General features: G+C 69.1%; 17 protein-coding genes. 3 read left to right on the plus strand and 14 right to left on the minus strand.

All coding sequences use genetic code 11. The features are described 5' to 3' along the window. Positions 1–101 precede the first annotated feature (101 nt). The 8 genes from ACE37J_RS02110 to ACE37J_RS02145 all read right to left on the minus strand — a co-directional run bounded on the left by ACE37J_RS02110 (position 102) and on the right by ACE37J_RS02145 (position 15,162). The gene (locus ACE37J_RS02110; RefSeq protein ID WP_409706288.1) at positions 102–3,998 is read right to left on the minus strand and encodes a hypothetical protein; all 3,897 of its coding nucleotides are present in this window, start codon (positions 3,996–3,998) and stop codon (positions 102–104) included. Positions 3,999–4,005: 7 nt separating this feature from the next. Continuing rightward, positions 4,006–6,219 (minus strand): hypothetical protein, encoded by a 2,214-nt coding sequence (locus ACE37J_RS02115; RefSeq protein WP_409706291.1) that lies wholly within the window; start codon positions 6,217–6,219, stop codon positions 4,006–4,008. Positions 6,220–6,244: 25 nt separating this feature from the next. Further along, complete coding sequence (locus ACE37J_RS02120) at positions 6,245–8,446, minus strand: heme-binding protein (protein WP_409706294.1); 2,202 nt, start codon at positions 8,444–8,446, stop codon at positions 6,245–6,247. Continuing rightward, entirely contained in the window at positions 8,443–8,865 is a 423-nt protein-coding gene (locus ACE37J_RS02125; protein WP_409706296.1) for a hypothetical protein, read from the minus strand. The genes ACE37J_RS02120 and ACE37J_RS02125 overlap by 4 nt, the downstream gene beginning before the upstream one ends. A gap of 36 nt (positions 8,866–8,901) precedes the next feature. Continuing rightward, positions 8,902–10,785, minus strand: a complete 1,884-nt coding sequence (locus ACE37J_RS02130; protein WP_409706299.1) for a cytochrome c3 family protein — start codon at positions 10,783–10,785, stop codon at positions 8,902–8,904. A gap of 8 nt (positions 10,786–10,793) precedes the next feature. Continuing rightward, a complete protein-coding gene (locus ACE37J_RS02135; protein WP_409706302.1) occupies positions 10,794–11,630 on the minus strand; it encodes a hypothetical protein in 837 nt (278 codons plus the stop codon). Beyond that, positions 11,630–14,017 carry a cyclic nucleotide-binding domain-containing protein gene (locus ACE37J_RS02140; protein ID WP_409706601.1) on the minus strand — a complete coding sequence of 796 codons (2,388 nt, stop codon included), beginning with the start codon at positions 14,015–14,017 and terminating at the stop codon, positions 11,630–11,632. Before ACE37J_RS02140 ends, ACE37J_RS02135 begins: the two co-directional genes overlap by 1 nt. Positions 14,018–14,124: 107 nt before the next feature. Continuing rightward, positions 14,125–15,162 carry a hypothetical protein gene (locus ACE37J_RS02145; RefSeq protein ID WP_409706305.1) on the minus strand — a complete coding sequence of 346 codons (1,038 nt, stop codon included), beginning with the start codon at positions 15,160–15,162 and terminating at the stop codon, positions 14,125–14,127. 42 nt (positions 15,163–15,204) lie between these two features. On the opposite strand from ACE37J_RS02145, the gene ACE37J_RS02150 reads away from it, so the two are divergent. Further along, positions 15,205–15,789, plus strand: coding sequence for a prepilin peptidase (locus ACE37J_RS02150; protein ID WP_409706308.1), 585 nt, complete (start codon positions 15,205–15,207; stop codon positions 15,787–15,789). Positions 15,790–16,135: 346 nt separating this feature from the next. Here the strand turns inward: ACE37J_RS02150 and ACE37J_RS02155 are convergent, their stop codons facing one another. The 6 genes from ACE37J_RS02155 to ACE37J_RS02180 all read right to left on the minus strand — a co-directional run bounded on the left by ACE37J_RS02155 (position 16,136) and on the right by ACE37J_RS02180 (position 22,722). Continuing rightward, on the minus strand, positions 16,136–17,086 hold the full coding sequence (locus ACE37J_RS02155) for an arginase family protein (protein ID WP_409706311.1): 951 nt from the start codon (positions 17,084–17,086) through the stop codon (positions 16,136–16,138). Next, the gene (locus tag ACE37J_RS02160; protein ID WP_409706314.1) at positions 17,083–17,556 is read right to left on the minus strand and encodes a cyclic nucleotide-binding domain-containing protein; all 474 of its coding nucleotides are present in this window, start codon (positions 17,554–17,556) and stop codon (positions 17,083–17,085) included. Before ACE37J_RS02160 ends, ACE37J_RS02155 begins: the two co-directional genes overlap by 4 nt. Before the next feature lie 34 nt (positions 17,557–17,590). Then, the gene (locus ACE37J_RS02165) at positions 17,591–20,197 is read right to left on the minus strand and encodes an ABC transporter transmembrane domain-containing protein (RefSeq protein ID WP_409706317.1); all 2,607 of its coding nucleotides are present in this window, start codon (positions 20,195–20,197) and stop codon (positions 17,591–17,593) included. A 59-nt stretch (positions 20,198–20,256) separates the two neighbouring features. Next, a complete protein-coding gene (locus ACE37J_RS02170) occupies positions 20,257–21,105 on the minus strand; it encodes an MBL fold metallo-hydrolase (protein ID WP_409706319.1) in 849 nt (282 codons plus the stop codon). Between the two features lie 181 nt (positions 21,106–21,286). Then, positions 21,287–22,189: a LysR family transcriptional regulator gene (locus ACE37J_RS02175; protein WP_409706322.1), complete on the minus strand. Its 903-nt coding sequence runs from the start codon at positions 22,187–22,189 to the stop codon at positions 21,287–21,289. 71 nt (positions 22,190–22,260) lie between these two features. Continuing rightward, positions 22,261–22,722 (minus strand): Lrp/AsnC family transcriptional regulator, encoded by a 462-nt coding sequence (locus ACE37J_RS02180; protein WP_409706325.1) that lies wholly within the window; start codon positions 22,720–22,722, stop codon positions 22,261–22,263. A 236-nt stretch (positions 22,723–22,958) separates the two neighbouring features. Here ACE37J_RS02180 and ACE37J_RS02185 point away from each other — a divergent pair, with 236 nt between their 5' ends. Beyond that, positions 22,959–24,050, plus strand: coding sequence for an ABC transporter ATP-binding protein (locus ACE37J_RS02185; protein WP_409706328.1), 1,092 nt, complete (start codon positions 22,959–22,961; stop codon positions 24,048–24,050). 97 nt (positions 24,051–24,147) lie between these two features. Next, entirely contained in the window at positions 24,148–25,224 is a 1,077-nt protein-coding gene (locus ACE37J_RS02190; protein ID WP_409706331.1) for an ABC transporter substrate-binding protein, read from the plus strand. Positions 25,225–25,237 lie beyond the last annotated feature (13 nt).

The raw sequence follows: 25,237 nt of genomic DNA on the forward strand, positions 1-25,237 counted from the left end.
GACATGGGCACAGCCCGACGGGACGCAGCTGACGGGTACGCGCTCTCTCCAGATGGTCTCCGCCATCCGTCAAGAACCGAGTGAAAGAGGCTTCCGGCGCCTCAGCGTCGGAAGTCCTGCTTTCTCACCTCGTCCGTCACGCGGTAGATCTCGCCGTCCTTCTGGTAGAAGCGGCGCATCTCCTCCTCCGTGAAGGGCCGCGAGCCGATGCGGCCGAAGACGGCGATCTGGTTGCCGTTCTCGTCCACCCCGCGGTCCCGCTTCAGGCCGCCTGACAGGGAGACGGCCGGATCCGGCGTCTTGTACCAGGCGATGAGTTCGGGGACCGGCGCCGGGCTGAAGCCGTAGAAGTTCGGCTGGCTGTCCGGCGATGTCAGCTGCAACACTTTCAGCCCGTTCTTCCCGTCGGCGACATAGCCGATGAGCGACGCGTTGGTGGTGCCGATCACGATATCGGTCGCATCGTCCATGCGGCCGCCGAAATTCTCCTTGAGGTAGATCGACGGTTCTTCCGGGTTCTTGACGTCCACGATCACGATCCCCTCCGCGCCGGCCGCGACATAGGCGTAGGTGCGGGCGACATGGAGGTTCCGCGCATCGGCGATCTCCACCGCCGCGCCGGGGACGATCTTCGGCCCCTCCATGTCCGTCACGTCCACGATCTCGAGCCCGAAATCGGTGGTGACGAAGAGGTAGCGGAACATGTGGTCGAAATACTTCACACCCCGCATCGGGATCGTGGTGACGAGCCGCGGCGCCAGCGGATTGTCGATGTTCACCACGGCGACGCCGTCCGGCACCGCCATGTAGACATATTCGCCCCGGACGATGAGGAAGGAGGCGCCAGTGAGCGCGCCGCCCGGATTGAAGGTCGCCGCCCGCTCGATGAAGTTGTTGCGCGGCTCCCCGTCCTGGAAGGTCTCGTTGTTGAAGAGGATGAGGCCCTCCTCCGCGTCGGAGACATAGGCGTAGCGATAGAGCGGGTGGAAGGGCTGCTCGAGATTGGTCTCGAACATCAGTTCATGCCCGTACTTCTCCTGCTTGAAGGGAGAAATCGGCTGCTCGGTCGGCAGAGCGATGCAGGTCGCCGCCTTCGTGTCGAGATGCGCGTCATGGCCGAGCGGGCCGAAGGGCGCGGTGAGGATCCGGTCCGAGATGCCCTTGTTGGCGATCGAGGCCACGTCATAGACCTGCACGCCGTCGCCCTGGCTGGCGTAGACATACTCGCCGCGGAGCTGGAGGCAGCCGACCGTTCCGGGGGCGGACTGGGAGGAGATCATGTTGCGCCCGTCCCAGGCCAGTTCCTTGTCCCGCGCCTGCATCATCTTCCAGTCGTCCGGATAGGCGTATTTGTGGAGATACGAGCCATAGACGGCCTGAGGCTCCTCCCATTCCGTCACGCGCACGGCCTGGAGCCCGCCGACCTGACCGACATAGGCGTGGTGACCGACGAAATCGATGAAATTGGTGCCCTGGATCAGCAGCTGCGCGATGATCGCGTTGTTGTCGTTTTCCTCCGAGAGATGGCAATCCGTGCAGGTCTTCGTCTCCTCCTTCCGGGCGGTGTGCGGGAAATGCGGAGCAAAGGCCTGGCTCGAATAGCCGGAGGCGGCGACGGGCGGCTGCTGGATGTAGATCCGCTCCCGGTTGATGTTGGTCGAGGAAAGAACAAGCGCGGATGAGGAGCGGATCGGCGCGATCACGCCGCCCTTCACCGGCCCGTGCTTGCCGAGCTGGTAGATCTGGTCCCGCGCCACCTGCGGGTTGTAGGAGGCCCAGTTCCGCGTCTCCCGCCCGTCCTCGTAATGGTGGTGCGTCGTCTTCCAGTTCGCCTCGATGGGGAGGTGGCAGCCGCCGCAAGAGGTCGTCCAGGAGGTGTGGCAGGCGAAGCAGGCCATCTCCTCGTCCTTGTGGGCGAGGTCCGAATTCGAGACGCCGGGGCCCCAGTCGAATTTCGCGTCGGTCGGGCCGGACAGCTTCGACATCAGCTTCGCGCGGGCGGCCTTCTCGTTATAGGCGCGCTTGCCCGGCGTCACCGTGTCCTTCACCAGCGACATCTCCCATTCGAGGCCGGGATTGACGATGGAGCGCTGGATCAGCTTGCCGCCGACCCACTCGAAACGGCGCTGGCCGTCCGGATTGCGGAGGAGCGTCAGGTCCTCCCCCCCGGGCTGCGCCGCGGGGCCGGAGGTGCGGAGCGTGGGGTAGGCCTGCGCGGAGCCGTGGCAATCCTTGCACATGATCTGCACGGCCTGCGCCACCTCGCCATGGATGAAGCCGTTCCCGTGGCCGTCCTGGCTGAAATGGCAGTCCACGCAGTGCATGCCGATCTGGGCATGGATCGAGTTCATGTGGACGGCCTTCTCGAACTTCTCCGGATCGTCGTTCGAGACGATGTTCCCCGCCTTGTCGAGCAGGTCGCCCTCGCGGTTGCGCTTGAAGATGGCGCGGAAGTTCCAGCCGTGGCCGTGGTAATCGGCGAATTGCGTGTCCTTCGCCTTCGGGTTCACGTCCCGCCAGACTTCCTCGAGGAAGGCGAGTTCGCGCCACTTGCCGCCGGCCGCCGCCGCCTCCGGGTTCCGATCGAGAATCTCGCGCATCCGGGCCCAGGGGCCGTAGGTTTCCTCCTCGCCGTGGCTCTCGCCGTGCCAGTAAGCGCGGGTGGCGACCTTCTCCTCCTTGCGGCGCTTCTGGCCGACTTCCTGCCGGCCGCGATCCACCTGCTTTTCCGGCCACATCAGCGGCGCGTCGGACTCGTAGTCCCACATCGTGTAGCCGAGATAGGTGTTCACGAACATGTTGGGCTGGTGCATGTGGCAGGACATGCATTGCGAGGTCGGGATCGCCGAGGTGAAGGCGTGGCGGAGCGGGTGGCCCTTCTCCCCCTTCATCTCGGGGAAATGCTCCCCGTTGATGGTTGGGTCGATGGTGACGGTCTGCCCCTTGTTCCCGTATTTCGCGTACATGCCGGAGCTCTCCCACTCGCGGTCGTTCGCATAGGGCACATGGCAGGCGGCGCAGCCTGAGGTGCGGTAGTCGCCCGGCTGGTCATTCGTCCCGAAGAACCAGGTATGCGGGTCGTTGAGGCGCGTCTTGTGAATGTTCAGCACCGGGATCGCGATGCGGATGCCGGTCGCGTTCCCGCGGTTGGACTGGCGGATGTCCGGCCGGCCCGGCTCCTCGAGCCGCTGGAGCTGGCCCAGCGCGTTGGGCAGGCCCAGTTCCGGGAAAATGGTGATGATATTCCGCCCGCCGCGCTCGAACACGCGGAAGACGTCCGCCGCCGGCAGGACCTCCCAGGCCGGCATCGGGTAGAGCTTCGGAAGGATGCCCTTCGCCTCCATTTCGGGCGTGACGGCGATCGGGCTGTCCAGCACGGCGGGCTCGCCATCGCGCGTGAAGGCCTGGCCCAGCACGTAGCGCTTGAAGGGCAGGATGCCGTTGTTGTAGGCGGCCCCGCCCCAGAGCATCGCCGAGGTCGCCATGAGCGAGCGCTCTGCCGCCTGGATCTGCTTCATGTGGCAGGCGCCGCAGGACTCCCGCACCACCCGGTAGTCCGAAGGGTTCACGAAGCGTAGGAATTCGGGGCTTTCCTTGTTGATGAGCGTGTAGCTCCGCTTCGGATTGGCGGAGGTCGGCCAGTGCCAGCTCTCGGGGTAGAGGGGCAGGACATGCGCCGCCTCCATCGCCCGGTTGTATTCGGAGGAGCCGGGCGCGTGGCTCGCGTCCCGAAAGACATCCGCCTGCCCGCCATGGCAATCCGTGCAGCCGAGCGGCACGGCGCCGGAGATGTGCATGGTCGGGCTGTCCGTCTTCTCATGGCAGGACATGCAGCCCGCCGTCTTCAGCGCGACATCGGCCGGGGACTGGCCGTTCGGCGCCGGGGGATAGACCGGATAGACCCGGTCCACCGGTTTTTCGCCCCCCGCCGCCCAGGCGCCTGATGCGGCGAGGCCGATCAGCGCGGAGAGAAGGAGGGCGAAGGGAAACCGGGTCATGGCCGCCTCAATAGGTCAGAACGATGTTGGCGAGGACGGAGTAGTAGAGATCGCGCTCGCCCTGCGACGCGTAGAGATCGTTGAACCCCTCTCCGGGGATCAGCGCGGCGCCCGAGAGGCGGACGACGAAGTTCTGCGTCTGGAACGGCCGCCAGATCGCCGCCACCGAGACGTCGAGCCCGATGTCGTTGTCGATCGAGCCCTGGAGCCGCAGCGCCTCCAGCGAGGAGGTGTCGTCGAACCACATGTAGTTGGCGTTGCCGGAGAGGCGGAATTCCGGCGTCAGGTCGAAATCCGCGCCGAGGCCGACGAGGATGATGCCCGGGTTCACGAAGTTCGACTGCCCGTGCTCCTTGTTCGGCCGGAGCGAGGGGAGCACGGCGTTGCGTGAGGAGAGGCCGACGCCGGAGCCGCCGATCAGCGGGATCTGCTGCCGGATCCAGTAGCTCGTGTCGCCGCCGGCGAATTGCGGGTTCTCGAAGATGGCGTCGAAGCCGTTGCTGGTATTGTCGAACGGATCGGAATCGCCGCTCGCGTAGAGCGCCGAAAGCCGCCAGCGCGCCCAGTCGAAATCCCGGCTGATCTCCGCCGCCCCGAAGAAGGCGGAAATGTTCGAATCCTCGCCCGTGAACGGGTTCTGGTCGTCGCCGAACGCATAGTAGGCGGAGGCCGTCAGGTTGTAGGAGCCTATGCGCCCGTCCGCGTTGTAGCCGACATAGAAGACGTCATAGTTTCGCTCCTGCTGCGTGCCGAAGGGGAAGGGGCGGGCGAGGAAACCGTTGTCGTCGAAGAAGCGTTCGCCCGCCTCGCGGTTGCGGTTGTAGATCGCGGTTACCTGGCTCGTCAGGCCGAGGATGGGAAAGTCCTGCCGGTAGACGTTGGCGACGAAGATGTCGTCGTCCCGCACGTCCTGGAACGGGTCGTTCAGGCCGGAATTCGTGTCCTTCTCCAGCCGGCGGAACCAGGCGAGGTTGTACTGCCAGAGGTTGTTGTCCCAGTTGCCGAAGAACCGGACGCCGAGCTGGCTGTCCTGGAACAGGAAGCCCCGAAAGTCGGACGAGAAGGGCTGTATGCCGGCGCGGATCGAATAGAAGTCATAGCGATCCGTGATGTTGGCGACGTGATAATCGAGGAAGAGCTCGATGATCCCGTAGTGATAGTCGAACCGGCTGGCGCCGGCGCCGGGGTCGGCGCGGAGCACGCGGCGTTCGTCCACATCCGCGTAGTTGGCGTTGAGGACGCCGGTATAGCGGAACTCGATATCCTGCGGGCGGAAGGCAGTGTCCCCGTTCAGGAGGCTGAAGCCGTGGATGAAGTTCTGGTTGAATATGATCTGGTCCGGCTTCCCGAAGATGTCGTTGGTGCCGGGCCTTGCGGTGGACTGGACGCCGGTCGGCGTCGGGAAGCTCCGCGGCTCGATCACCGTGTCGGAGATGCCGAGGAGGATGAGGAAGCAGTCGGTCGGGAATTCGCCGGTGAGCGGCGTCAGGAACGGAAAGCAGTTCCCTTCATAGATCGGCTTGTCGCCCTTCAGCGTGTTCTGGTCATAGGGGTCGAACGGGTTTTCCTTGATGAGCCCCAGCGTGTCCACGAGCCGCCAGCGATCCGGAATGGCGAGGAAATCGTCCGGCCCCGCGGCCCGCGGCGGGGGCAGGGGGATGGATGTGGGGTCGATATACGGCTCGGGCTCGGGCGGCGCGACGTCCACCCCCGGAGGGGCGCGGCGGCCGTCGAGGGTCTGGCGTCGCACGCGGCCCTCGTCCGGTTCGCCGGTCAGCAGCACGCGGTCGTTGAGCAGGAAGCCGCCGGGGCGGATCGTCGGGCCCGGCTCACCGGCCCCGGGGCCGGCGGGGATGTTCGTCGTCTCGACGCCCGAAGCGTCCGGCGTTCGGCGCCAGTCGCTCTCGACCTGCGGGACCGCGCCCGCGTCGGCCGGGGCGTCCCTGCCTTCGACGCCCGCGGGGCGCTCCCGCCCCGTATCGTCGACGATGGACAGGTTGCGCTCGACCGGCTCCGGCACGGATTCCGGCGCCACCTGCCGCACGTCGGGCTGCTGGTTGCGGCGAAGGACCTGCGTAAAGACGAAGACTTCCTGATCCTTCAGCGGCCCGGCGGCGGGGAGCGGAGCTTCCGCCCGGCCGGGCGCTGACCCCGCCAGAAGCGCCCCCGCCGCCGCGGCGGCGAGAAGGCCGGTTCGGGCTCTTGGCGTTCGCGGCTTCATCTCTGGCCTCCCTCGCATGACGGCATCAGAGCACCTGACACGGATTTTGCACGTCGCTCGCGATGAACGGGCGGAACGGGCAGGAGACGTAGCGGAGCCGGTTCCGCCCGTCCGGCACGAGCGTATCGGAGCGGATCGCCTCCGGCGCATGGCCGAGCCCGTTTCCGAGGCGGAGCCCGGCGCGGCGCAGGCCGAGGGCGGAGATCATGTCGTCCTGGTCGATGCCGTCGCCCGAGACCCCGATGCCGCCGATCAGCACGCCGTTGCGGTAGATCGGCACGGAGCCGGCGAAGATCTGCGCGCCGTTCGCCAGCGCCGGCTCGGGGAAGGCCAGGCCGTCTCGCGGGGCGAGGCCGGTGCAGCCCACCGGCGTGTCGGGCAGGAGACCGAGGATGAAGAGGACATGCTGCAGGATGTTCACGCCCACGAGGTCGAATTGCAGGCCGGTCGAGAAGGGAGACCAGTTCTGCGTCGTGTCGGCGGAGTTGAACGGGCGCGAGAACGGGCCCGGAGGCGAGGGCGTTCCGTTCTGCTGGCGCTGCACGCCATCCGGGAAGAAGGGGCGCGAGAGGTTGCCGTTGCCGCGGTCCGAGAAGGCGATGGAGCCGTCGAGCGCGTTCGGCCCGATGAAATCCCGCGCATTCTGGACGTAGGAGGCGCCTGAATTCAGGAGGACGCGCTGGCCCGGCCCGCCGAGCGGGTTCGGGATCAGCCCGTCCGGCGCGAAGACGCCGAGGCTCGCGAGGAGCGGACCGCTGTCCACCGCCGCCAGCGTGTTCAGCTCTGTCCCCGCCGTGGCGGAGGAGAAGAACATCGCCGTCCGCGCCTTCTGCAGCGACACGTCCGTGCCAAAGATCGGCCCGTCCGGCGTGCGGGCGACGCCGAGGATCTCCCCGTTCGTGTCGACGATGGAGACGGTGACCTGAATGCGGCTGTTGAGCGGCTGGCGGATCTGCGCGCGCCCGGCGAGCGCGACGCCGAGCGCCTCGTCGATGAGCGCGATGACTTCCCGCCGCGTCAGCCGGTTGGCCGCGTCGCCGCCCGGCGCGTCCATCGCGGCGCGGGGCGGGAAGCGCGGGTCCCCGTTCTCGTCCACCAGCACGAAGGCGCTCCGGCTCTCGAAGGGGCTGCCGCCGGTCAGGCTCGACGCCGGCACATAGCCGGAAGCCGCGTCGCCATAGGCCGCGCCCGGCAGGACATCCGCCGCCGTGCCGGTCGGCGTCGCGTAGTAGCCGTTCACGGCGAGGAGCGCGCCCTGGACGCCGAGGATCGCGCCGAAGGCGGGCGCGGCGGCGGGGTTGGAGCGCAGCCGGTCCGTATCGTCGACCGTGTCGGTGAAGCGGAGCGTGTTGCCCTCCACCGTGATCCGCTCGGCCCGGATCTGCGCCGGCGCTTCGAAGCCTGCGGTTCCGGCGAGCGCGATCAGCTCGTCGACCATGTCCGCATCCGAGTCGATGTCGGTGACCCGCAGGTCCAGCCCGTAGACCCCGTCCGCGATCACGCCGATCCCGCCCACGACGGTCCCGTTCTTGTAGAGAGGCAGGCCGCCCGGGTCGGCGGCGAGGCCAAGCGGGGAGCGGCGGGGGCCGACCGTCGACCCGACGACCGTTCCCGCGCCGTTGTCGGAGGCGAAGCGGGTGGAGAGATCGGAGCAGGGAAGCTGGCTGAACTGCACGCCGAAAAGCGGGCCGCCGGCCTGGAACGTCTGCTCCGGATTGAAGTTTTCCTGCACGATCTGGCTTGCCGTGCGGGTCGTGAAGGCGTTGCCGCCGGAGGAGAGATAGGCGCCGGTCACCGCCTTGGCGATTGCGCCGACGGGGGCGGCGCCCGGGATCACGAGCCCGTCGAGGCCCGACCCGTCGGCGCCGGCGAGCACGGTCCCGGAGAGGGGGCCCTGGTCGATCGTCCGCGGCACTTCCGCGATGGCGGAGAGTTGCGCTGGCGCGCCGTTCATCTGGAAGACGGCGAGGACGTTGCCGACGCGGTCCACCACCGCGATGGCGGCCGGCGATCCCTGCGCGGTCGCCTCCGCCGCGGCCTGCGCAATGATCTGCTGGACCTCGGCGCTGGTGAGCGCCTCCAGCGGCGGGAAGTCGATGAGCCCGGTGAACCGCGTGCCGGGCTCGGGCGTCGCGCCGTCGTCGCTCCCCGTCTCTTCCCCGCCGCAGGCGGCGAGGAGGCCAAGGGTCAGCAGGCCGACGAGGCCGTATCGGAAGGGGGCCTTCATTCGTTGCGCTCCGCTGCTTCGAACCAGCCGTATTTCAGCCCTTCGGGCGTCCGGTAGGCGAGGGTGATGGTCATGGAGGAGACGCCGGAGGGCGGCGCCGTGAAGAGCTTGAAGACGAGCTCGCTTCCCTCACGCCGCGCGGCGGCCGGGATCAGCGCCGCGCGGTCGCCGTTCCACTCGGTCCAGAACCCGTCCCTGTCCCGCATCCAGACCTGGTTGGAGGAGGCGGGGCGCAGGAGGGCGTGGACGGAGAGCACCTCGTCTCCACCCGCGTCCACCCGCGCCTCCAGCGCGCCCCCCGGCGCGAAGGTGACCGACGGCAGCGCCGCGCCGCCCGCGCTCAGGCGCTCCGCCGCGAAAGAACCGGACGCGGCCAGCGCGGCGAGGAGCGGCGCGAGGGCGATGAATGGTCGGCGCATCGGGTTTCTCCCTTCTGCGCGCCCCGGAGGGCGCGGCTATTGCGTGGCGCGAACCACGGTCGAACGCTCCGCCTCATTCCGGCGCGTCTCCATCGCCTGCCCGTGCGGCGGCGACATCGCCCCGTAGGGATCGGCGTGGAACACATGGCAGGCGAGGCACTCGGAGGAGGCGGAGGCCCCCGCCTGCTCGCCCTTGTGGCAATCCCGGCAATTCTCGATGGGGGGCATCAGCACGTCCGTGCTCGACTTGGACGTGGTCGCCGCGTGGCAGGAAACACAGTCCATCGCGAAATGCGGCCCATGGTTGAAGTAGCTCTTGGGCATCCAGTGGCGCTGGAGAAGCGCGCCCTGCACCGTCCAGACCGTGCGGCCGCGCGAATCCGGTTCCGCGGAGGCCTCGGCGACATGGCAGTCGCCGCAGAGGCTGACCTCCATGATCCGCTTCAGCTCGAGCTCCGCCTGTTCCGCGGCCCAGTCCAGCCCCTCCGCCCGGCCGGCGAGGCCGATCGCCTCGCCCGGGCGGCGGCGCGCGCTCGCCGGCGCGCCGGGGACGTTGAGGCCGCCCTCGAGCACGCGCGCGCCATAGTAGTCGTGCACGATCTCCTGCACTTCCACCGGTTTGGCGTGCGGCAGCTCGCGCAGCACGTCGAGATTGTCGGGCTTGAAGACGAGCTCGTGGCAATAGCCGCAATCGCGCTCCATCTCGATCGGCCGCATCAGCGCGCCGTCCGCCTGCGGCTGGTGGCAGGACTCGCAGTTCATTTCCCAGGTCTTGTCCGCGACCCTGCCGAGCCCGCGCACGCCCTCCTTGTTCAGGTGGACGTCATGCGGAAACTTGAGTCCGGACTGCTCCGAGAGCGGAAACTTCGGGTCGAGCGGCGCGCGCGCGACCGTCGGGAGAAGCGCGCCGTCCACCGCCGTGCCGACGCCGGTCACGAGGGTCGGGCGGAATTGCGGATGCTGGAGCGCGAAGTCGGAGACGTCATAGAGCTCGGTCGCGCTCGCCACGGCCTTCAGGTCCGCGTGGCAATCGGTGCAGGTGGAGGACGCCTCCTCGATCGGGCTCTCGCCGCCGACATGCTCCTTGTGGCAGGCGGCGCAGCGGGCGAGAGACGGGTCGTCCGCCGCCGACGCATGTTTCGCAACGTCGAAATGGTTCGCCGTCTCCGCATGGCAGGCGAGGCAAGCGTCGTTCGTCGTCATCTCGAAGGGCCGGAGATGGCAGGCGGAACAGTTCTCTGCGAGCCCGGCATGGACGTTGGACATCGGGCCCGAGAGCCAGAGCGTCTCCATCGGCGTGAAGGCGGGCGCCGGCGGCGGCTCCGTCCCCTCCGCCAGGCTGGTTCCGAGGGCGACGAGCGTCGCGACGCTGCCGGCCCGCGCCTCCGCCTTCTCCGGCGCGACCATCGCGTTGACGACAACGGCGCCCGGCGGCGGCGCCTCGCGGAGGAGGATGACGGAAAGCGGCCAGGCGATGAAAAGAACAAGCGAGGCGAGCGCCAGAAGCCAGGAAAGGCGGCGCCGCGAAGGCAGCGTATCCGCAATTCGCTGCGGGGTGCGATAGGCGCGCGCCTGCGCCTCGACGCGGGCCAGGGTGATCGCCGCGTCGGCATGGGCGCCCGGCGCCTCGCAGCCGATCTCGTATGCGCCGACCCGACAGGACTCCCCCGGGCGCAGCGCGACGGAATCGACCATCTTGCCGCCCGACTCGATCAGCGCGCCGCCGACGCCTTCGAGCCGGAGCCCGCCGGGGCCCGCGCTGAGCGTCGCATGGTGATAGGCGACGTTCACGTCGGGCAGGTTGACATCCATGTCCGAGCCGCGGCCGACGCGGAAGACATCCGCCTCCAGCATCGTCTCGCGCCTCGAGACATCTTCGCTGTCCGGCCGGCGCTTCAGGGTTATGAGCGAAAGACGCATGCCGGGCCTCACCAGTAGAAGAAGACGATGAGGACATGCGCGATCAGCGTCGCGATGAGCCCGATTGTCACCGGAACGTGGATCCAGAGCCAGACGTCCATCATCGCCTTGAAGCTCAGGTCGCGCCGCAGGCGGGCGGAGATCTCCGCCTTGCGGGAAAGCGCGGCGATCATCTCCGTCGCCGCATTCTGCTGTTCAGGGTCCGTGATGCGCTCCGCTTCGGCCCGCGCCTTGCCGAGCGCGGAGGCGGCCGCGCAGCGGCGGCTGGAGCCGGACAGAAGCTGGAAGAAGCCGCCCCCGATCCGCGCCTCCAGCGCCTCGCGCGCGGCGGCGGCGAAAGCGTCCGGCAGGCGCTGCGCCAGCCGCTGGAGGCGGATGTCGATCTCCGCGCTCTCGCGCCTGAGGCCTTCGGCCGACTGGCCCGACATGTTCTGCGACATCAGGCGCGGATAGCGCACATAGGCGAAGACGCCGAACGCGCCGGACAGGATCACCAGCATCATCAGCGCATAGGCGAGCGTATGCACGTTCCAGCCGAATTCGAAGCCGGTATGCAGCGTGGCGATCACGACGAGCGAGATGCCGAGATAGACATGGGCCGAGGTCCAGCCTTTCACGCCCTTCGCCCCGGTCGAGAAGCCGCGCTTCTTCACCCCGAGCCAGGTGAGCCACAGGATCAGCGCGAGCCCGAGCCCGCCGAGCCCGTAGCCGACCCAGGTGCCGCCGTTCCTCCCGCCGACCGGCGCATAGGCGGAGTAGATCACGATCACGAGCAGGCAGAGCCAGGCCGAACGCTTGAACCAGCGGAACCGCTCATAAACGAGAAAGGAGGAATGGGCGGACATCACGCGCCCTCCCTGATCCGCTGGAAGAGCTCTTCCGGCCCCATGCGCACGACCGCGCCGGTCGGGCAGGCGCGCACGCAGGCCGGGCCGGCGTCGTCGCCGGCGCAGAGGTCGCACTTGCGGGCGAGCTCCTTGTTCTCCTTGGATTTCTTGGCCTTGCCAGCCTCGCCGGGCCCGTATTTCCCGCCGAAGAGCAGCCAGGAGAAGAGGCCGCTCTTGGGCGGCGGGAGGGCCGAAAGCTTGATCGCGTCATAGGGGCAGTTGCGGGCGCAGTTGCCGCAGCCGATGCAGGTTTCGTTCACATAGACCGCGCCCTTCGCGTCCCGCTGCAGGGCGTTGGGCGGGCAGTCCGCCATGCAGTGCGGCTGCTCGCAATGGCGGCAGGAAATCGGGACGTGGATGTTGGCGTAGGTCGGCCCGGCCGCCCGGTCGAGCCGGCTGACGCCGCCATGCGTCTCCGCGCAGGCCTTCTCGCAATAGTCGCAGCGGACGCAGAGCCCTTCGTCGATGACGATGGCGTTAGTCGCCTCGCCGAGGCCGACCGAGGTCAGGAACTCGATCTTCTTCGAAAGCTCGTCGTCGGAGACCTTCTGGTTGCCCTCCTCGCGCTCGCGCGCCACGCGGTCTACGATGGCGCGTAGCTTCGGCTTGCCGTCCAGCAGCGAGCGGAAGAGCGCGCCGTCGAGCTGCACGGCTTCGACCGGCACGGTCGCCCGCACGGTGGCGGAGCGGACCTGCCGGGTCAGCAGCGCCATCTCGCCCACGAACTTGCCGGCGGGCACATAGGCGAGCACGACGTCGGAGCTTCCGACCCGCTTCGAGACGGTGCAGGAGCCGGAGCGGATGACGAAGAGCGAATCGCCCTCCTCGCCTTCCTTGATGAGCGCCTCGCCACGGCCGAACTTCTTCGTTTCCGCCGCCGCGATGAGCTCGGTCAGGTCGTCCCGCGTCAGCTCGGGGGAGAGGAAGGTCTGCAGCTGGCGGAGGATCGCCGTCTCGTCCATGACCTGCTTTGCGACGGGGGAGGAGGCGATGAGCTTCAGCGCCGCGGTGCGCGGGATCTCGATGCAGACGGCGCCGGCGCCGTTCCGGTCCGCCTGAACGGTCGCGGTGCGGCGGCGGCCCATGATGAGGCCCATCTCGCCGAAGAAGGCGCCCTTCTCCAGCCGGAAGATCTTTTCCGCTGTGACGGGAATCTCGACCGAGCCTTCATGGATGACGAAGAGGCTGTCCCCCGCCTCGTCCTTCTTCATGAAGGGCTCGCCCGGCTTCTTGAAATGCACCTCGGCGTCCAGCAGGAACTCGGAAAGCTGGAGGAGCGTGAGGCCCTGGAAGAGCGGCACGGCGTCCTTGATCCGCTCCAGCATCGACTGCACGTCGCGATAGCCGGGGATGACCTGGAACTTCTTCGCCAGCTCCTTGCGGATGATGCTCTCGACAGGGTCGCCGATGATCGTGTGGATCACCTCGTAGCCCTGGTTCATGCAGTGCTTGATGAGCGGATAGCCGGCGAGGGCGCCGATGATGTAGACGCCCGGCCGGTCCGCCTCGTAGCTTTCGGAGACGCGGGGCACGTCCGCCCCCTCCTCGAAGACGCCGCCCACGGCCTCGACGAAGGCGCGCGGCGCCATGGCGCCGAGCCGGGCGACGACCCGGTCCGCCGGCACGACGCGCTCGCCTTCCGGCGTCTTCAGCACGATGGCCCGCTCCTCGACCCGCGCCGGCTCCGCGTTGTAGGCGCATTCGAGGAGCTCGTCCTTGATCGCGGTGAGGATGAGCGAGATGTTTCCGCTCTTGGCGCGGGAGAATTCGCGGCTGCGGTTGACGATGGTGACGCGGTTCTGCGCCTGCGCGAGGGCCACCGCGTTCTCGATCGCCGCGTCGCCGGCGCCGATGACCACTACGTCCTTGTCGAAATAGTCGCGCGGATCGTCGAGCTGGTACTCGGTCAATCCGTTGTCCGCGCCGGGGATCTTCCGCGCGTCGAGCTTGCGGAGGTTGCCCTGCAACCCGATGGCGAGCACGACGTTGCGCGCCTTCACGCTGTCGCCCTTGGCGGTGCGGATCGTGAAATCGCCCTTTTCGCCCTCGATCGCCGTGACTTCGGCGTTGAACATGACGTTCACGCCGGAGCCGGCCGTCCCCTCGTCCCACCAGCCGAGGATGTTTTCCCGCGTGTCCGCCTCGAACTTCAGGTCGGATTGCAACGGCAGGTTGTCCGGCGTCGCCATGACATATTTGCCGCGCTGGTATTTGTAGATCGTGTCCGAAAGGTGGTCGGTCCGCTCAAGGAGCACGTGGCTTACGCCGAGTTTCGCCGCCCTCGTCGCCGCGCTCGCCCCCGCAGGGCCCGAGCCGACGATCGCGATTTCGTACGTTTCCGTCATCACGCCCCCGGTCGCAAGGTGCGGGCATGATGGGATTTTCGGCGCGCGCGGTCAATCATTCCCTGCGCTGCGCCGCAGCAGGGCCGTGCGTTAGGTCACGCTTTTTCTCATTCGGGCGAGGAGATGACCGAAAAATGGCCGCCGCCTCCGCAGCAATGACGGAGAGATAGGAAATATCGGCCCGGCTGCAACTCCGCGGAGAACCGGAAACCGTATCCGCCTCCCGAATCGTCATCGGCGGATATCGGGCGGCCGTCCGCCGTCTCGATCCGGCCCGTGAGGTCGGCCCCGGGCGCGGAGGCGAAGGCGAAGCGGCCCGGCTCCGTCACCTCGACGGAGAGCCGCGCCTCGCCGCCGAGCGGCAGCACGCCCTCCGCCGTTCCGCCGGGGGCGAGCGCGCCGCCCGTGGCGGCGGGCGCGGGCGCGGCGCCGGGGAGGATCGTGAGCGGCAGGGTCGCCGCCGGGCGGAACGGATCGCCGGGCGCGTAGATCCGCACTTCGGTCTCGCCCGGCCGCGCGTCGCCCGAGACGGAGACGGCGAGGAGGGGCGCGCCCTCGGCGTCCGCTCCGATCTCGGCCGTCACGCCGTCCGGCCCGCGGGCGGTCGCGCCCTCGGGCGGTGCGCTTTCGAGCCGCGCCTCGGCGGAGCCGCCGACCGGCGCGGCGAGGCCGGCCGCCGCCTTTTCGCGGGCCGCGCCGAACGGGTTCCCGCCGGGCGCGGCGCCGCCGAGCGCCGGGGTCATGCGCCTGAGCGCGTCGCAGGCGTCGCCCCGGCTGAGCGCCGCGCCGTCATGGACGGAGACGCCGCCCGCGCCCGTCTCGATCATCACCGGGCGAAGCGCGAGCCCTTCGCCCTCCGCCTGGCCGTAGAGCGCGAGCGCGGCGGCGCGGGCGCCGAGCGCCGCTTCGGCCCAGAAGGCGGCGGCCTCGGCGGAGGCGGCGTCCGCCGGGGCGATCTCCACGCCCGAGGGCCCGAGACGGAGCCAGACGGCGCCGGGCGGCGGCTCGCGCTCGCGCAGGGCCGCGCACTCCGCCTCGAACGAGGCCTCGGCGCGGGCGAGGCGGGCGAGCCATTCGTCGAGGCCCGCGGCCGGCGCGGCGGCGGGGGCGAGGGCGAGGAGGGATATGAGCGTCGCGCGGATCATGGCGCGATGCTACGCCTGCCGGGCGAAAGGGGGAAGCGCCGGATGGAGGAGACGCTGATCGCCGGGCTCGGCGCCGCGCTGCTCGGCCTCGCGGTCGCGTGGCGGCGGCGCGACCTCGCGCTTTCGCCGCTGCCGCTTGCGGCGGCCTCTGGCGCGCTCGCCGCCGCCGCCGGCGCGCTCCTCTCGGTTCTGGCGCCGGGGGCGGGATGGGCGGGGATCGGCCTTCTGGCCGCGCTCGCCCCGCTCGCGCTGATCGACGCGCGGCGGATGATCCTGCCGGACGACCTGACGCTGCCGCTGATCCTCTTCGGCCTTCTCCTCGGGCTGGCGGAGGGATCATGGACGCCGGCGCTCGGCGCCGCGCTCGGCTGGGGCGGGCTCGCGCTCTTCGCCCGGCTCTGGCCGCGGGAGGGGGCGCTCGGCGGGGGGGATGCGAAGCTCCTCGGCGGGATCGGGGCCTGCCTCGGGCCTTTGGCCCTGCCGGAGGTCGTGTTCGTCGCGGCGCTTTCGGGCCTCGCCTTCGCGCTCGCCGTGAAGGGCGCCCGCCGGGACGCGGAGATTCCGTTCGGCCCGGCGCTGGCCCTGGGGGCCCTCGCCTCGCTGCTTTTCGGGCCGATTTTCGGGTGAGGCGGAGAGATAACCATGGTTATCGGCAAAATTCCGTTGAAATCAAAAGAAAAAACCCGTGATCGGTTTTGAAATAATTGGAGGCTGTGTGGAATCCGGCCCGTCGGGCCCGGCCGGACGGAGCCGCCTCGCTTCCGCTCGCCCCTGGCCCGTGCGTCCAGCACGGGCCGCGGCCTCCCTCCCGCACGGGAGGCCGCATCGCAACGGCGCAAGACGTGCAACCGTGGAAGTTCCTGACGCCATAAACCGCTGAAACCAATCGGTCCGCGGCGGCCGCCCGAGGGAGGCCGCGGCCCTTCGCGCTCCGTTCGCGCGCCGACCGCCCGAGCGGCGGTCGCGCGCCCCGTCACCCCTGCCCGGCGATAAGCCCGAGCGCGTCCGCGACCAGCCGCGCGAAGGTGAGCGCGCCGAGGCCGTCCACATCCCGCTCCGGCATGAACTCGACGAAATCGGCGGCGACGATCCGTCCCCGCGCCGCCGCGCCGCGCATGAGCCCGAGCGCCTGCCAGTAGGAGAGGCCGCCCGGCGCGCGGCCGATCACCGCCGGCATGATGGAGGGATCGAGCGCGTCCGCATCGAAGCAGATCGCGATGTCGGCGCCTTCGGGGATGGGGGCGAGCGCCGCGGCCACCCCGTCGCCGTCCAGCGCCTCCGCCGTCACGAGGCGTGCGCCCCAGGCCCTGGCCGCCGCCACGTCGCCCGACCGCGCCGAGCCCATGCCGCGGGCGCCGACCTGCACGATCCCGGCCACATGAGCCATTCCGGAGGCGCGGCGCATGGTCGAGGAGAGGCCGAGCCGCTCCCCCATATGCTCGTCCCGCCAGTCGATATGCGCGTCGATCTGGAGGATCCAGAGCGCCGCGGTTCGCGCGCCGAGCGCCTCCAGCATCGGGATCGGCGTGGAATCGTCCCCGCCCAGCATCACGGGAACGGCGCCCCGCGCGAGGATCGCCGCCGTCCGCTCCCGGATCGCGGCGCGGTTCGCGGCGAAATCCGTCTCGCTCAAGGGCAGGTCGCCCGTATCCGCGGGGAGGCGGGAGAGATCGGGGAAGAGCGGGCCGCCGCTTTCGAAATCGTATCGGTCGAAGCCGCCGGCGAAGGCGGCGGTGGCGGCGCGGAGCGCGGCGGGCGCGTTCCGGCAATAGGAACCGACCGAGGCGTAGGGCGTGGCGCCGCCGGCGCCGAAGATCGCCGCCGGCGCGTCGAGCCGGGAGAGGTCAGGGCAGGGGGGCAGGCCGAGGAAGGTCTCCGCCGCCGCCGCGCCGAAGAGCGCGCCGAGATCGGGCCCGCCGCTCATTCCTTCGCAGCTTCGAGCTCGCGCACCCGCGCCTGCGCCTGGCCGAGCGCCTGCGTCGTCCGCTCCAGCCGCGCGGCGAGGAAGCGCATGACCTGGAGCGAGACTTCCGGGAATTCCGCGAGGAGCTTCAGGAACGCGTCCCGGTCGATCCTGAGCACCTCAAGGTCGGTCTTGGCGGCGATGGCGGCGGTTCGGGGGATGTCGCAGAGCACGGCCATCTCGCCGAAGACCTGCTTCGGCCCGATCACCGCCACTTCCCGCCGCTCCCCGCCGATGTTGATGAGCACCGAGGCCTCACCGGTGATGGTGACGAAGGCGCTGTCCCCCTCGTCGCCCTGATCGAAGAGGAGCTCGCCCGCCCGGTAGGTCAGGCTTTCGGACATGAAGGCGAGGAGGTGGAGCCGCTTCGGGGCGACGCCCTGGAAGATCGGCGTCTCCATCATCGATTCGACGGCTTTGTTCAGGCTCATGCGATTCTCCCCCGGCTTTTTCCGCCCCGCGCCCTCATTCGGCAGCCCGCATCCGCTCCGCCGGCCCCTCGCGGAGACCGCCATCCTGCTTCACCTCGATCATGTGGTCGAAGCCCTCCGCCAGCTCCGGCGCGGCGAGGGCCATGATGAGGGTGCGCCCCTTCATCTCCTCGAGAATCGCGGCGCGCGCCGCCGCCTCCTCTGGCGCCGCGCCGGCCGCGACGCCGCTCACGATCAGGATTTCGGTCCGCCGCAGGAGCCCGCGCACGAGCGCGGCGCGGCGGCGCGAGGCGGCCGAGAGCCCGCCGCCGCCCGGCCCGACCTGCGCGCCGAGGCCGACCGCCGTGATGCCCGGCCGGAGCCCGCCGGCCTCGATCTCCCGCTCGAGAAACCCGTCGAACCGCCGCCACGCGCTGCGACGGTTGTAGCGGCGCTTGCCGTCGAGCAGGTTTTCCGAGACGGAGAGCGCGGGCGAATAGCGCTCGTCCCCGAAGCCGACGACGCGCGCGTCGCCCGCCAGCTTCGGCAGGAGGCGGGCGCGGGCGGCGAGGAGTTCCGCCTCCAGCGCCGCGTCCACCGCATCGAGCCTGTCCCTCGTCGGCACGAAGGCGAGGGCGAAGGAGAGGAGGATGCGCCGCGGCTCGTCCTTCGGCGCCCAGTCCGCCCGCTTCGCGGCCTCGACGATGCCGGCGGCGGCGAGGATGTCCTTCTTCGAATAGTCGGAGAAGGAATCGAGCAGGGCGCTGGATTCGTCCACCGCGCCGAGAAGCTCTACCAGCTGCGTCGCGATGCGGAGCCCGGCGCGGAGCAGCGGCTCCGTCGCGCCCGCCTCGTCCAGCAGGGCGACGACCGCGCCGTCCTCCGCATAGTCGGCGATGCTGGCGCGCGCCTTCGCCGGCATGCCGAAGAGCACGTTCTCCAGCAGCGAGGCGTTCTGGTTGAAGGTCTGCGGCTCCCAGAATTCCACGATGTCGGCGATTTCCCGGTCGCCCGCCGCCGCCTCGCGCAGCTTGTCCCGCGCGGCGAGGATGCGGGCGGCGAGGTCGGGATGCGCCTTCGGGTCCATCCGCGCCTGCAGGCCGAGGTGATAAAGTTCCTCCGCCAGCCCGACCTTCGCCGAGAGGTCGAGGATCCGCTCCGTCAGCCCCGCCGCGTCCGCGACGCCGGCGGCGGCGTAATCCGTCCAGTCGCCGAACGGGTTGGCGGGGATGTTGCCGGTCTTGCCCGCCTCCTCCAGCCGGCGGCGGGCGTCCTCCCGCTCGTCATCGGAGAGGAGAGCGGGCGTCTTGCGCAGGGCGTAGGTCAGATTGTCCTTCAGCGTGCCGGCGAAGAAGGCGGCGTCTGGCGAGACATAGGCGAGCGAGCGGGCGACGACGGGCATCGGCGCGTCGATCACCGGCGCGCCGCCGATCGTGGCGCGGCCCTGGTCGGGCTCGACCAGCCCGGCCATGATCTTCATCACGAGGTCGCGCCCGCCCTCCTCCCCGCCCGTCACCGCCGTGGCCCGGCCGGCGGGGGCGGCGCAGGAGGCGCCATGCAGGCCGCTCGACGCGGGGCCGTGATTCACGCCGCGGAGGGCGACGTCGCCCTTCAGCCGCGCCTCCGGATCGTCGGAGCCGCCGCCGATCCGCGCCTCGTCATAGACGTCCTCGCCGGAGAAGTTCTCGACCACCATCTCGTAGCGGCTGTTGAGGTCGTTCCAGCGCTGGAAGTAGTTCAGCAGCTCCTTCCACGGCGCCGAGACGTCCTTGTAGGCGGCGAGCACGGCGACGAGGCTGCCGAGCTCCAGATTGCCGTTGATCACCTGGATGCCGCCGAAAAGGTAGAAGGCGAAGGGCGTCAGGGCGATCATGAAATTGTTGAGCGCCTTGATGAGATACTTGCGGTTGAAGATGTCGAGCCGGATCCGGTAGCTCTCGTACAGGCGGTCCGCGACGACGGCGAGGTGCCAGCGCGCGGTGCCCGAAGTATGGATCTCCTCCATCGCGCCGACGCTCTCGCCGATATTGTCCGCGATCCTGCGGACATTGGCGACGCGCTCCTTGTTCAGGCGCACGACCTTCTTCTGGAGCTTCGGGATCAGCCAGGCCTGGACCGGGTAGAGCGCGATGGCGGCGGCGCCGAGGAACGGGTCCTGCATGAAGATGAAGGTCATGTAGACGAGCAGCATCCCGCCCTGCCAGACGGGGGTCGAGATCACCTCGCCGAAGAAGCCGGAGAGCGCGTCGATCTCGCCCATCACGGACTGCACGATCTCGCCCTGCTTCATGTGCTGGAATCGCTTGATCCGGAAGCGCAGCACGGATTCGTAGAGCTTGAAGCGGAGCCGGCGCATCTGCCGCTCCGAGGTCAGGCCGATCTGGTTGTTGAGGACGTATTTCAGCCAGTTGTTCAGCACGATCATCGTGATGAAGATCATGCAGAGCGCCACCAGATAGGTGACCTGGTCCATGCTCGTCCAGAAGAACTCGGTCGGGAACTGCACCGGCTCCTTGCCGGCGCCGAGCGCGTCGTTGACGATGATCTTCGGGATTTCGAGGCTGATGTAGATGACCGGGAAGGTCATGAAGGTCACGATCAGGGTCTTGATCGTGTCCAGCTTGCCGTGCTTCCAGACGAAGCCGACGAGGCTCTTCTCCATGCCGCCCCCCTCAGATGACCCGGTCAGTAGTGGCGCATGGCGCGGAGCCGATCAACGCCTCATGCGGCCTTGACCTTCGCGGCGCGAAAGGAAAGCTCCATCCCGTCCCGCCCGGCGAAGGAGAAGGGCGCCGTCTCCTGCAGCCGCCTTTCGATCTCGGCGATCTGCGCGTCGGTCCGCGTCGGGTTGTGGTGAAAGAGCGCGAGGCGCTTCGCCCCGGCGAGGGCGGCCAGCCTAACGCCCTCGTCCGGCGTCGAATGGCCCCAGCCGACATGGTTGGGGTATTCGGCCGCCGTGTAGGCGCTGTCGTAGATCGCGAGGTCCGCGCCGTCCATCAGCTCCAGCACGTTCTCGTCCGTCTCGCCCTCGACATGTTCGGTGTCGGAGCAATAGGCGATGGAGACGCCGAGCGCCTCGACCCGGTAGCCGGTGCAGCCGCCGGGATGGTTGAGCGGGCGGGTGACGATCGTCACCTCGTCGTTCAGATTCATGCGGCCGTGCGGGTCGGGCTGGAAATACTCGATCTCCGCGCCCAGCATCGCCTCCTCCACCGGGAAGAAGGGGCGGCAGAAGAGCCGCGGCATCAGGAGGCGCATGTCGTGCGGCTCGCAGGCGCCGAGGCGAAACTTCTGCCCCGGGATGAAGATCGGCGTGAAGAAGGGCAGGCCGCAGACATGGTCGAAATGCGGATGGCCGAGGAGGATCACCGTCTCCCGGTCGTCCGGCTCCTCCATCATCTGGTTGCCGAGCCGGCGGATGCCCGAGCCGCAATCGAGGATGACGCGGGTCGAGGCGGTGAGGATTTCAAGGCAGGGCGTGTCGCCGCCGTAGATCACGGTGTCCGGGCCCGGCGAGGGCAGCGAGCCCCTGACGCCCCAGAACCTGAATCGGACGTCGGCGTCGCTCATGGGTCTCGTCCAGTCCTTCATCGCGGTCTCCGGCACGTCCCCTCCACCGGCCTCGGCATGCGCGCCTCGAATGCGCCGCGCGCGGGCAGCCCCCGCTCCCCTCCACGAGGACGATATGGGAAGGATGCCGCGAAATAAACCCGCGGCGGCGGGCCTTCCTGCGCCCGGTGTGCGTAATCCGTCACCAGAGGGGGCCCTTTCCCTTCAGGCTTTCGGCCAGGTAATCGACAAAGACGCGCAGTTTCGGCTGCGGGAACCGGCCCGCCGGATAGACGGCGTAGATCCCGATCGGCGGCGGACGATGGCGCGGCAGGACCTCCACGAGCGCGCCGGAGGCCAGCATGGCGGAGACGATGAAATGCGGGCCGAGCACGATTCCGAGCCCCTCCGCCGCCGCCGCGGCCAGCGCGTCCCCGTTGTTGACGGAGAGGCGCCCGCCGATCCGCACCGCGCGCTCGTCCCCGTTCGCGGCGCGGAGGCGCCATACGGGGCCCAAGGCGTTGTTGGTGTAGTGGAGGAGATCATGGTCGGAGAGGTCGTCGATCGTCTCCGGCGTCCCGCGCCGCGCGAGATAGGCGGGGGAGGCGACGAGGATCAGGTCCGCCTCCGCCAGCTTGCGCGCGATGAGCGTGCTGTCCGGCAGGTCGCCGATCCGGATCGCGAGGTCGTAGCCTTCCGCCACCAGCTCCACGCGCCGGTCGTCGAGCTGGAGCCGGGCGGAGACGGCGGGATAGCGGCAGAGGAAGCCGGAGACCGCCGGCGCGACATGGCGGAGGCCGAAGGAGAGCGGGGCGGAGATCTTCAGCTCCCCCGTCGGCGCGTCCTGCATCGCGGCGGCCATCGCGTCCGCCTCGTGGGCGGCGGAGAGCACGTCCCGCGCCTTGTCGAAATAGGCGAGGCCGATCTCCGTCGGGCTCACGCGCCTTGTCGTCCGCGTCAGGAGCCGGGCGCCGAGCCGCGTCTCGAGCGAGGCGACATGTTTGGAGACCGCGGATTTCGAGAGGCCGAGCCGCTTCGCCGCCTCGGTGAAGCCGCCAAGCTCCACCACGCGCGTGAAGATCTCCATCTCGGTCAGGCGGTCCATCGCCCCTCCCTCGCCCCGATGGATGACGGTAACAAAATTGCGCCGGCTTACAAGCGTTTGCGCCGCGCCGCTTATGCGGGCGGCGGCGCGCCGGCCTCCTTCACCGCCTCCATCGAGACGAAGGTGGAGGTGTTCGCCACATGCGGCAGCCGCGCGATCTCCTCCCCCAGCATCCGGCGATATTCCGCGATGTCGGCGCTTCGGACCTTCAGGAGATAGTCGAAGGCCCCCGCGATCATGTGGCATTGCTCCACCGCCGGCAGGGCGCGCACGGCCGCGTTGAACGCCTCCAGCGCCGGGGCCCGCGTGTCCGACAGCGTGACCTGCACGAAGGCGACATGGCCGAGGCCGAGCCGCGCATGGTCCACCTGCGCGCTGAAGCCAAGGATGTAGCCTTCCGCGATCAGGCGGCGGAGCCGCGCATGGGCCGGCGTCTTCGAGAGATTCACCCGCGCCGCGAGCTCCGCGACGGAGAGCCGGCCGTCGGATTGCAGTTCCCGCAGGATCGCCCTGTCGATCCGGTCGAGCTTCATCGCGGCCTCCTCCGCTACTTCCGTGCGCGATCATCGGCGATTTCGGGAGATCGGTCCATGAAATGCGCAGGATTCGGGAAAATCGCCGCGCGGCTGGCGCTAATATGGGCATGCGAAGCCGGCGATGTCGCGCTGCAACAGAAAGCTGTCGCAAGACGGTTGTCACGGCGGGCGCCTCTGTGCTTGACTTCGCACAACGGATAACCGGCTCAAGCCGGAAGCTGACAGGGAACCGCATGACCGATCCGACGGCCGACAAGGCCTTCGTCGCCTTTGAGCGCGTTCAGAAAAGCTACGATGGGGAGACCCTCGTGGTGAAGGACCTCAATCTCGCCATCGGCAAGGGCGAATTCCTGACGATGCTCGGCCCATCCGGCTCCGGCAAGACCACCTGCCTGATGATGCTCGCCGGCTTCGAGACGGCGACCCATGGCGAGATCAGGCTCGGCGGCCGCCCGATCAACAACATCCCGCCGCACAAGCGCGGGATCGGCATGGTCTTCCAGAACTACGCGCTCTTCCCGCACATGACGGTGGCGGAGAACCTCGCCTTCCCGCTCGAGGTGCGGAAGATGGGCAAGGCCGAGATCGAGGCGAAGGTGAAGCGCGCGCTCGACATGGTGCAGATGGGCGCCTTCGGCGGGCGCCGCCCGGCTCAGCTTTCCGGCGGGCAGCAGCAGCGCATCGCGCTCGCCCGCGCGCTCGTCTTCGACGCGGAGCTGGTGCTGATGGACGAGCCGCTCGGCGCACTCGACAAGCAGCTGCGCGAGCACATGCAGTTCGAGATCAAGCATCTGCACGAAAGTCTCGGCATCACGGTCGTCTACGTCACGCATGACCAGGGCGAGGCGCTGACGATGTCGGACCGGGTGGCGGTGTTCAACGACGGGGTTATCCAGCAGCTCGCGCCGCCGGACGAGCTTTACGAGCGGCCGCAGAACGCCTTCGTCGCGCAGTTCATCGGGGAGAACAACAAGCTCCACGGGGTGGTGGAGGATCTCAACGGCGGCCGCGCGGTCGTCCGGCTCGACAGCGGCGAGGTGATCGACGCCGCCGCGGTGAATGTCGGCGGCAAGGGGCGGCGCACGCTCGTCTCCGTCCGGCCCGAGCGGGTTGAGCAGCGGGAGGACATGAGCGCGCCGGGGCTGGACGCCGAGGTGCTCGAATTCATCTACATGGGGGACGTCTTCCGCACGCGGCTGCGCGTCGCCGGCTCCGACGAGTTCGTCATCAAGAGCCGGAACGGCCAGGGCCAGCGGCGCCTCCAGCCGGGCGAGAAGATCCGCATCGGCTGGGCGACGGAGGACGCCCGCGCGCTCGACGCCTGAGCGCGCGCACGGAATTCCCGGCGCGGCCCCGCCGCCGCCGGGCCCGCGCCGGGCGGGTTTTCCCGGCGGGAAGAACGACTGCAACCAGGGAGCCAAGATGAAGAAGACACTCATCCTCAGCACCGCCCTCGCAGGCCTCGCCTTCGGCGCTTCGGCGCAGGAGCTCACGGTCATGTCCTGGCGCGGCGCCTATACGAAGAGCCAGGTGGAGGCCTATCACAAGCCCTTCACCGAGAAGACCGGGATCAAGGTGATCTCGGTGGACGCCGACAACCCGGCGACGCCGATCAAGGCGCAGGTCGAGGCCGGCAACGTCTCCATCGACGTCGCGGACGTCGAGCTTTCGGACGCCGTGCGTCTTTGCGACGAGGGGCTGATCTATCCGATCGACGCGGCGGCCCTTCCGGCGGCGCCGGACGGGACGCCGGCGACGGAGGATTTCATCGACGGCGCGCTCTATGACTGCGCGGTCGCCTCGATCTTCTGGTCGACGGTCTACGCCTATGACGATTCGAAGTTCCCGGGCGAGAAGCCGACGACGATCGAGGACTTCTTCGACACGGCGAAGTTCCCCGGCAAGCGCGGCCTCCGCCGCGGCGCCAAGGCGAATTTCGAGATGGCGCTGATGGCGGACGGCGTGCCGGCCGAAGAAGTCTATGACGTGCTGAAGACGCCGGAGGGCGTGGACCGCGCGCTCGCCAAGCTCGGCACCATCAAGTCCGACATCATCTGGTGGGAGGCCGGCGCCCAGCCGCCGCAGCTCCTCGCCGATGGCGAAGTGCTGATGACCACCGCCTATAACGGCCGCATCTTCAACGCCGCCGCGGCGGAGAACAAGCCGTTCGTCGTGGTGTGGGACGGGCAGATCCTCGATCTCGACCTCTTCGTGATCCCCAAGGGCGCCCCGAACAAGGAGGCCGCGCTCGAGTTCATCAAGTTCTCGACGGACACGCAGCGCCTCGCCGACCAGGCGAAGTGGATCTCCTACGGCCCGGCCCGCAAGTCCTCCGGCCCGCTCGTCGGCCTCTTCAACGACGGCAAGACGGAGATGGCGCCGCACATGCCGACCGCGCCGGCGAACATGGAGAACGCGCTCCTGAACGACTTCGAGTTCTGGGCGGATTACGATGTCGAGCTCTCCGAGAAGTTCAACGCCTGGGTGGCGGCGAACTGACGACGGAACGGGG

Source organism: Pikeienuella sp., assembly GCF_046290545.1.
Taxonomy (GTDB): Bacteria; Pseudomonadota; Alphaproteobacteria; order Rhodobacterales; family Rhodobacteraceae; genus Pikeienuella.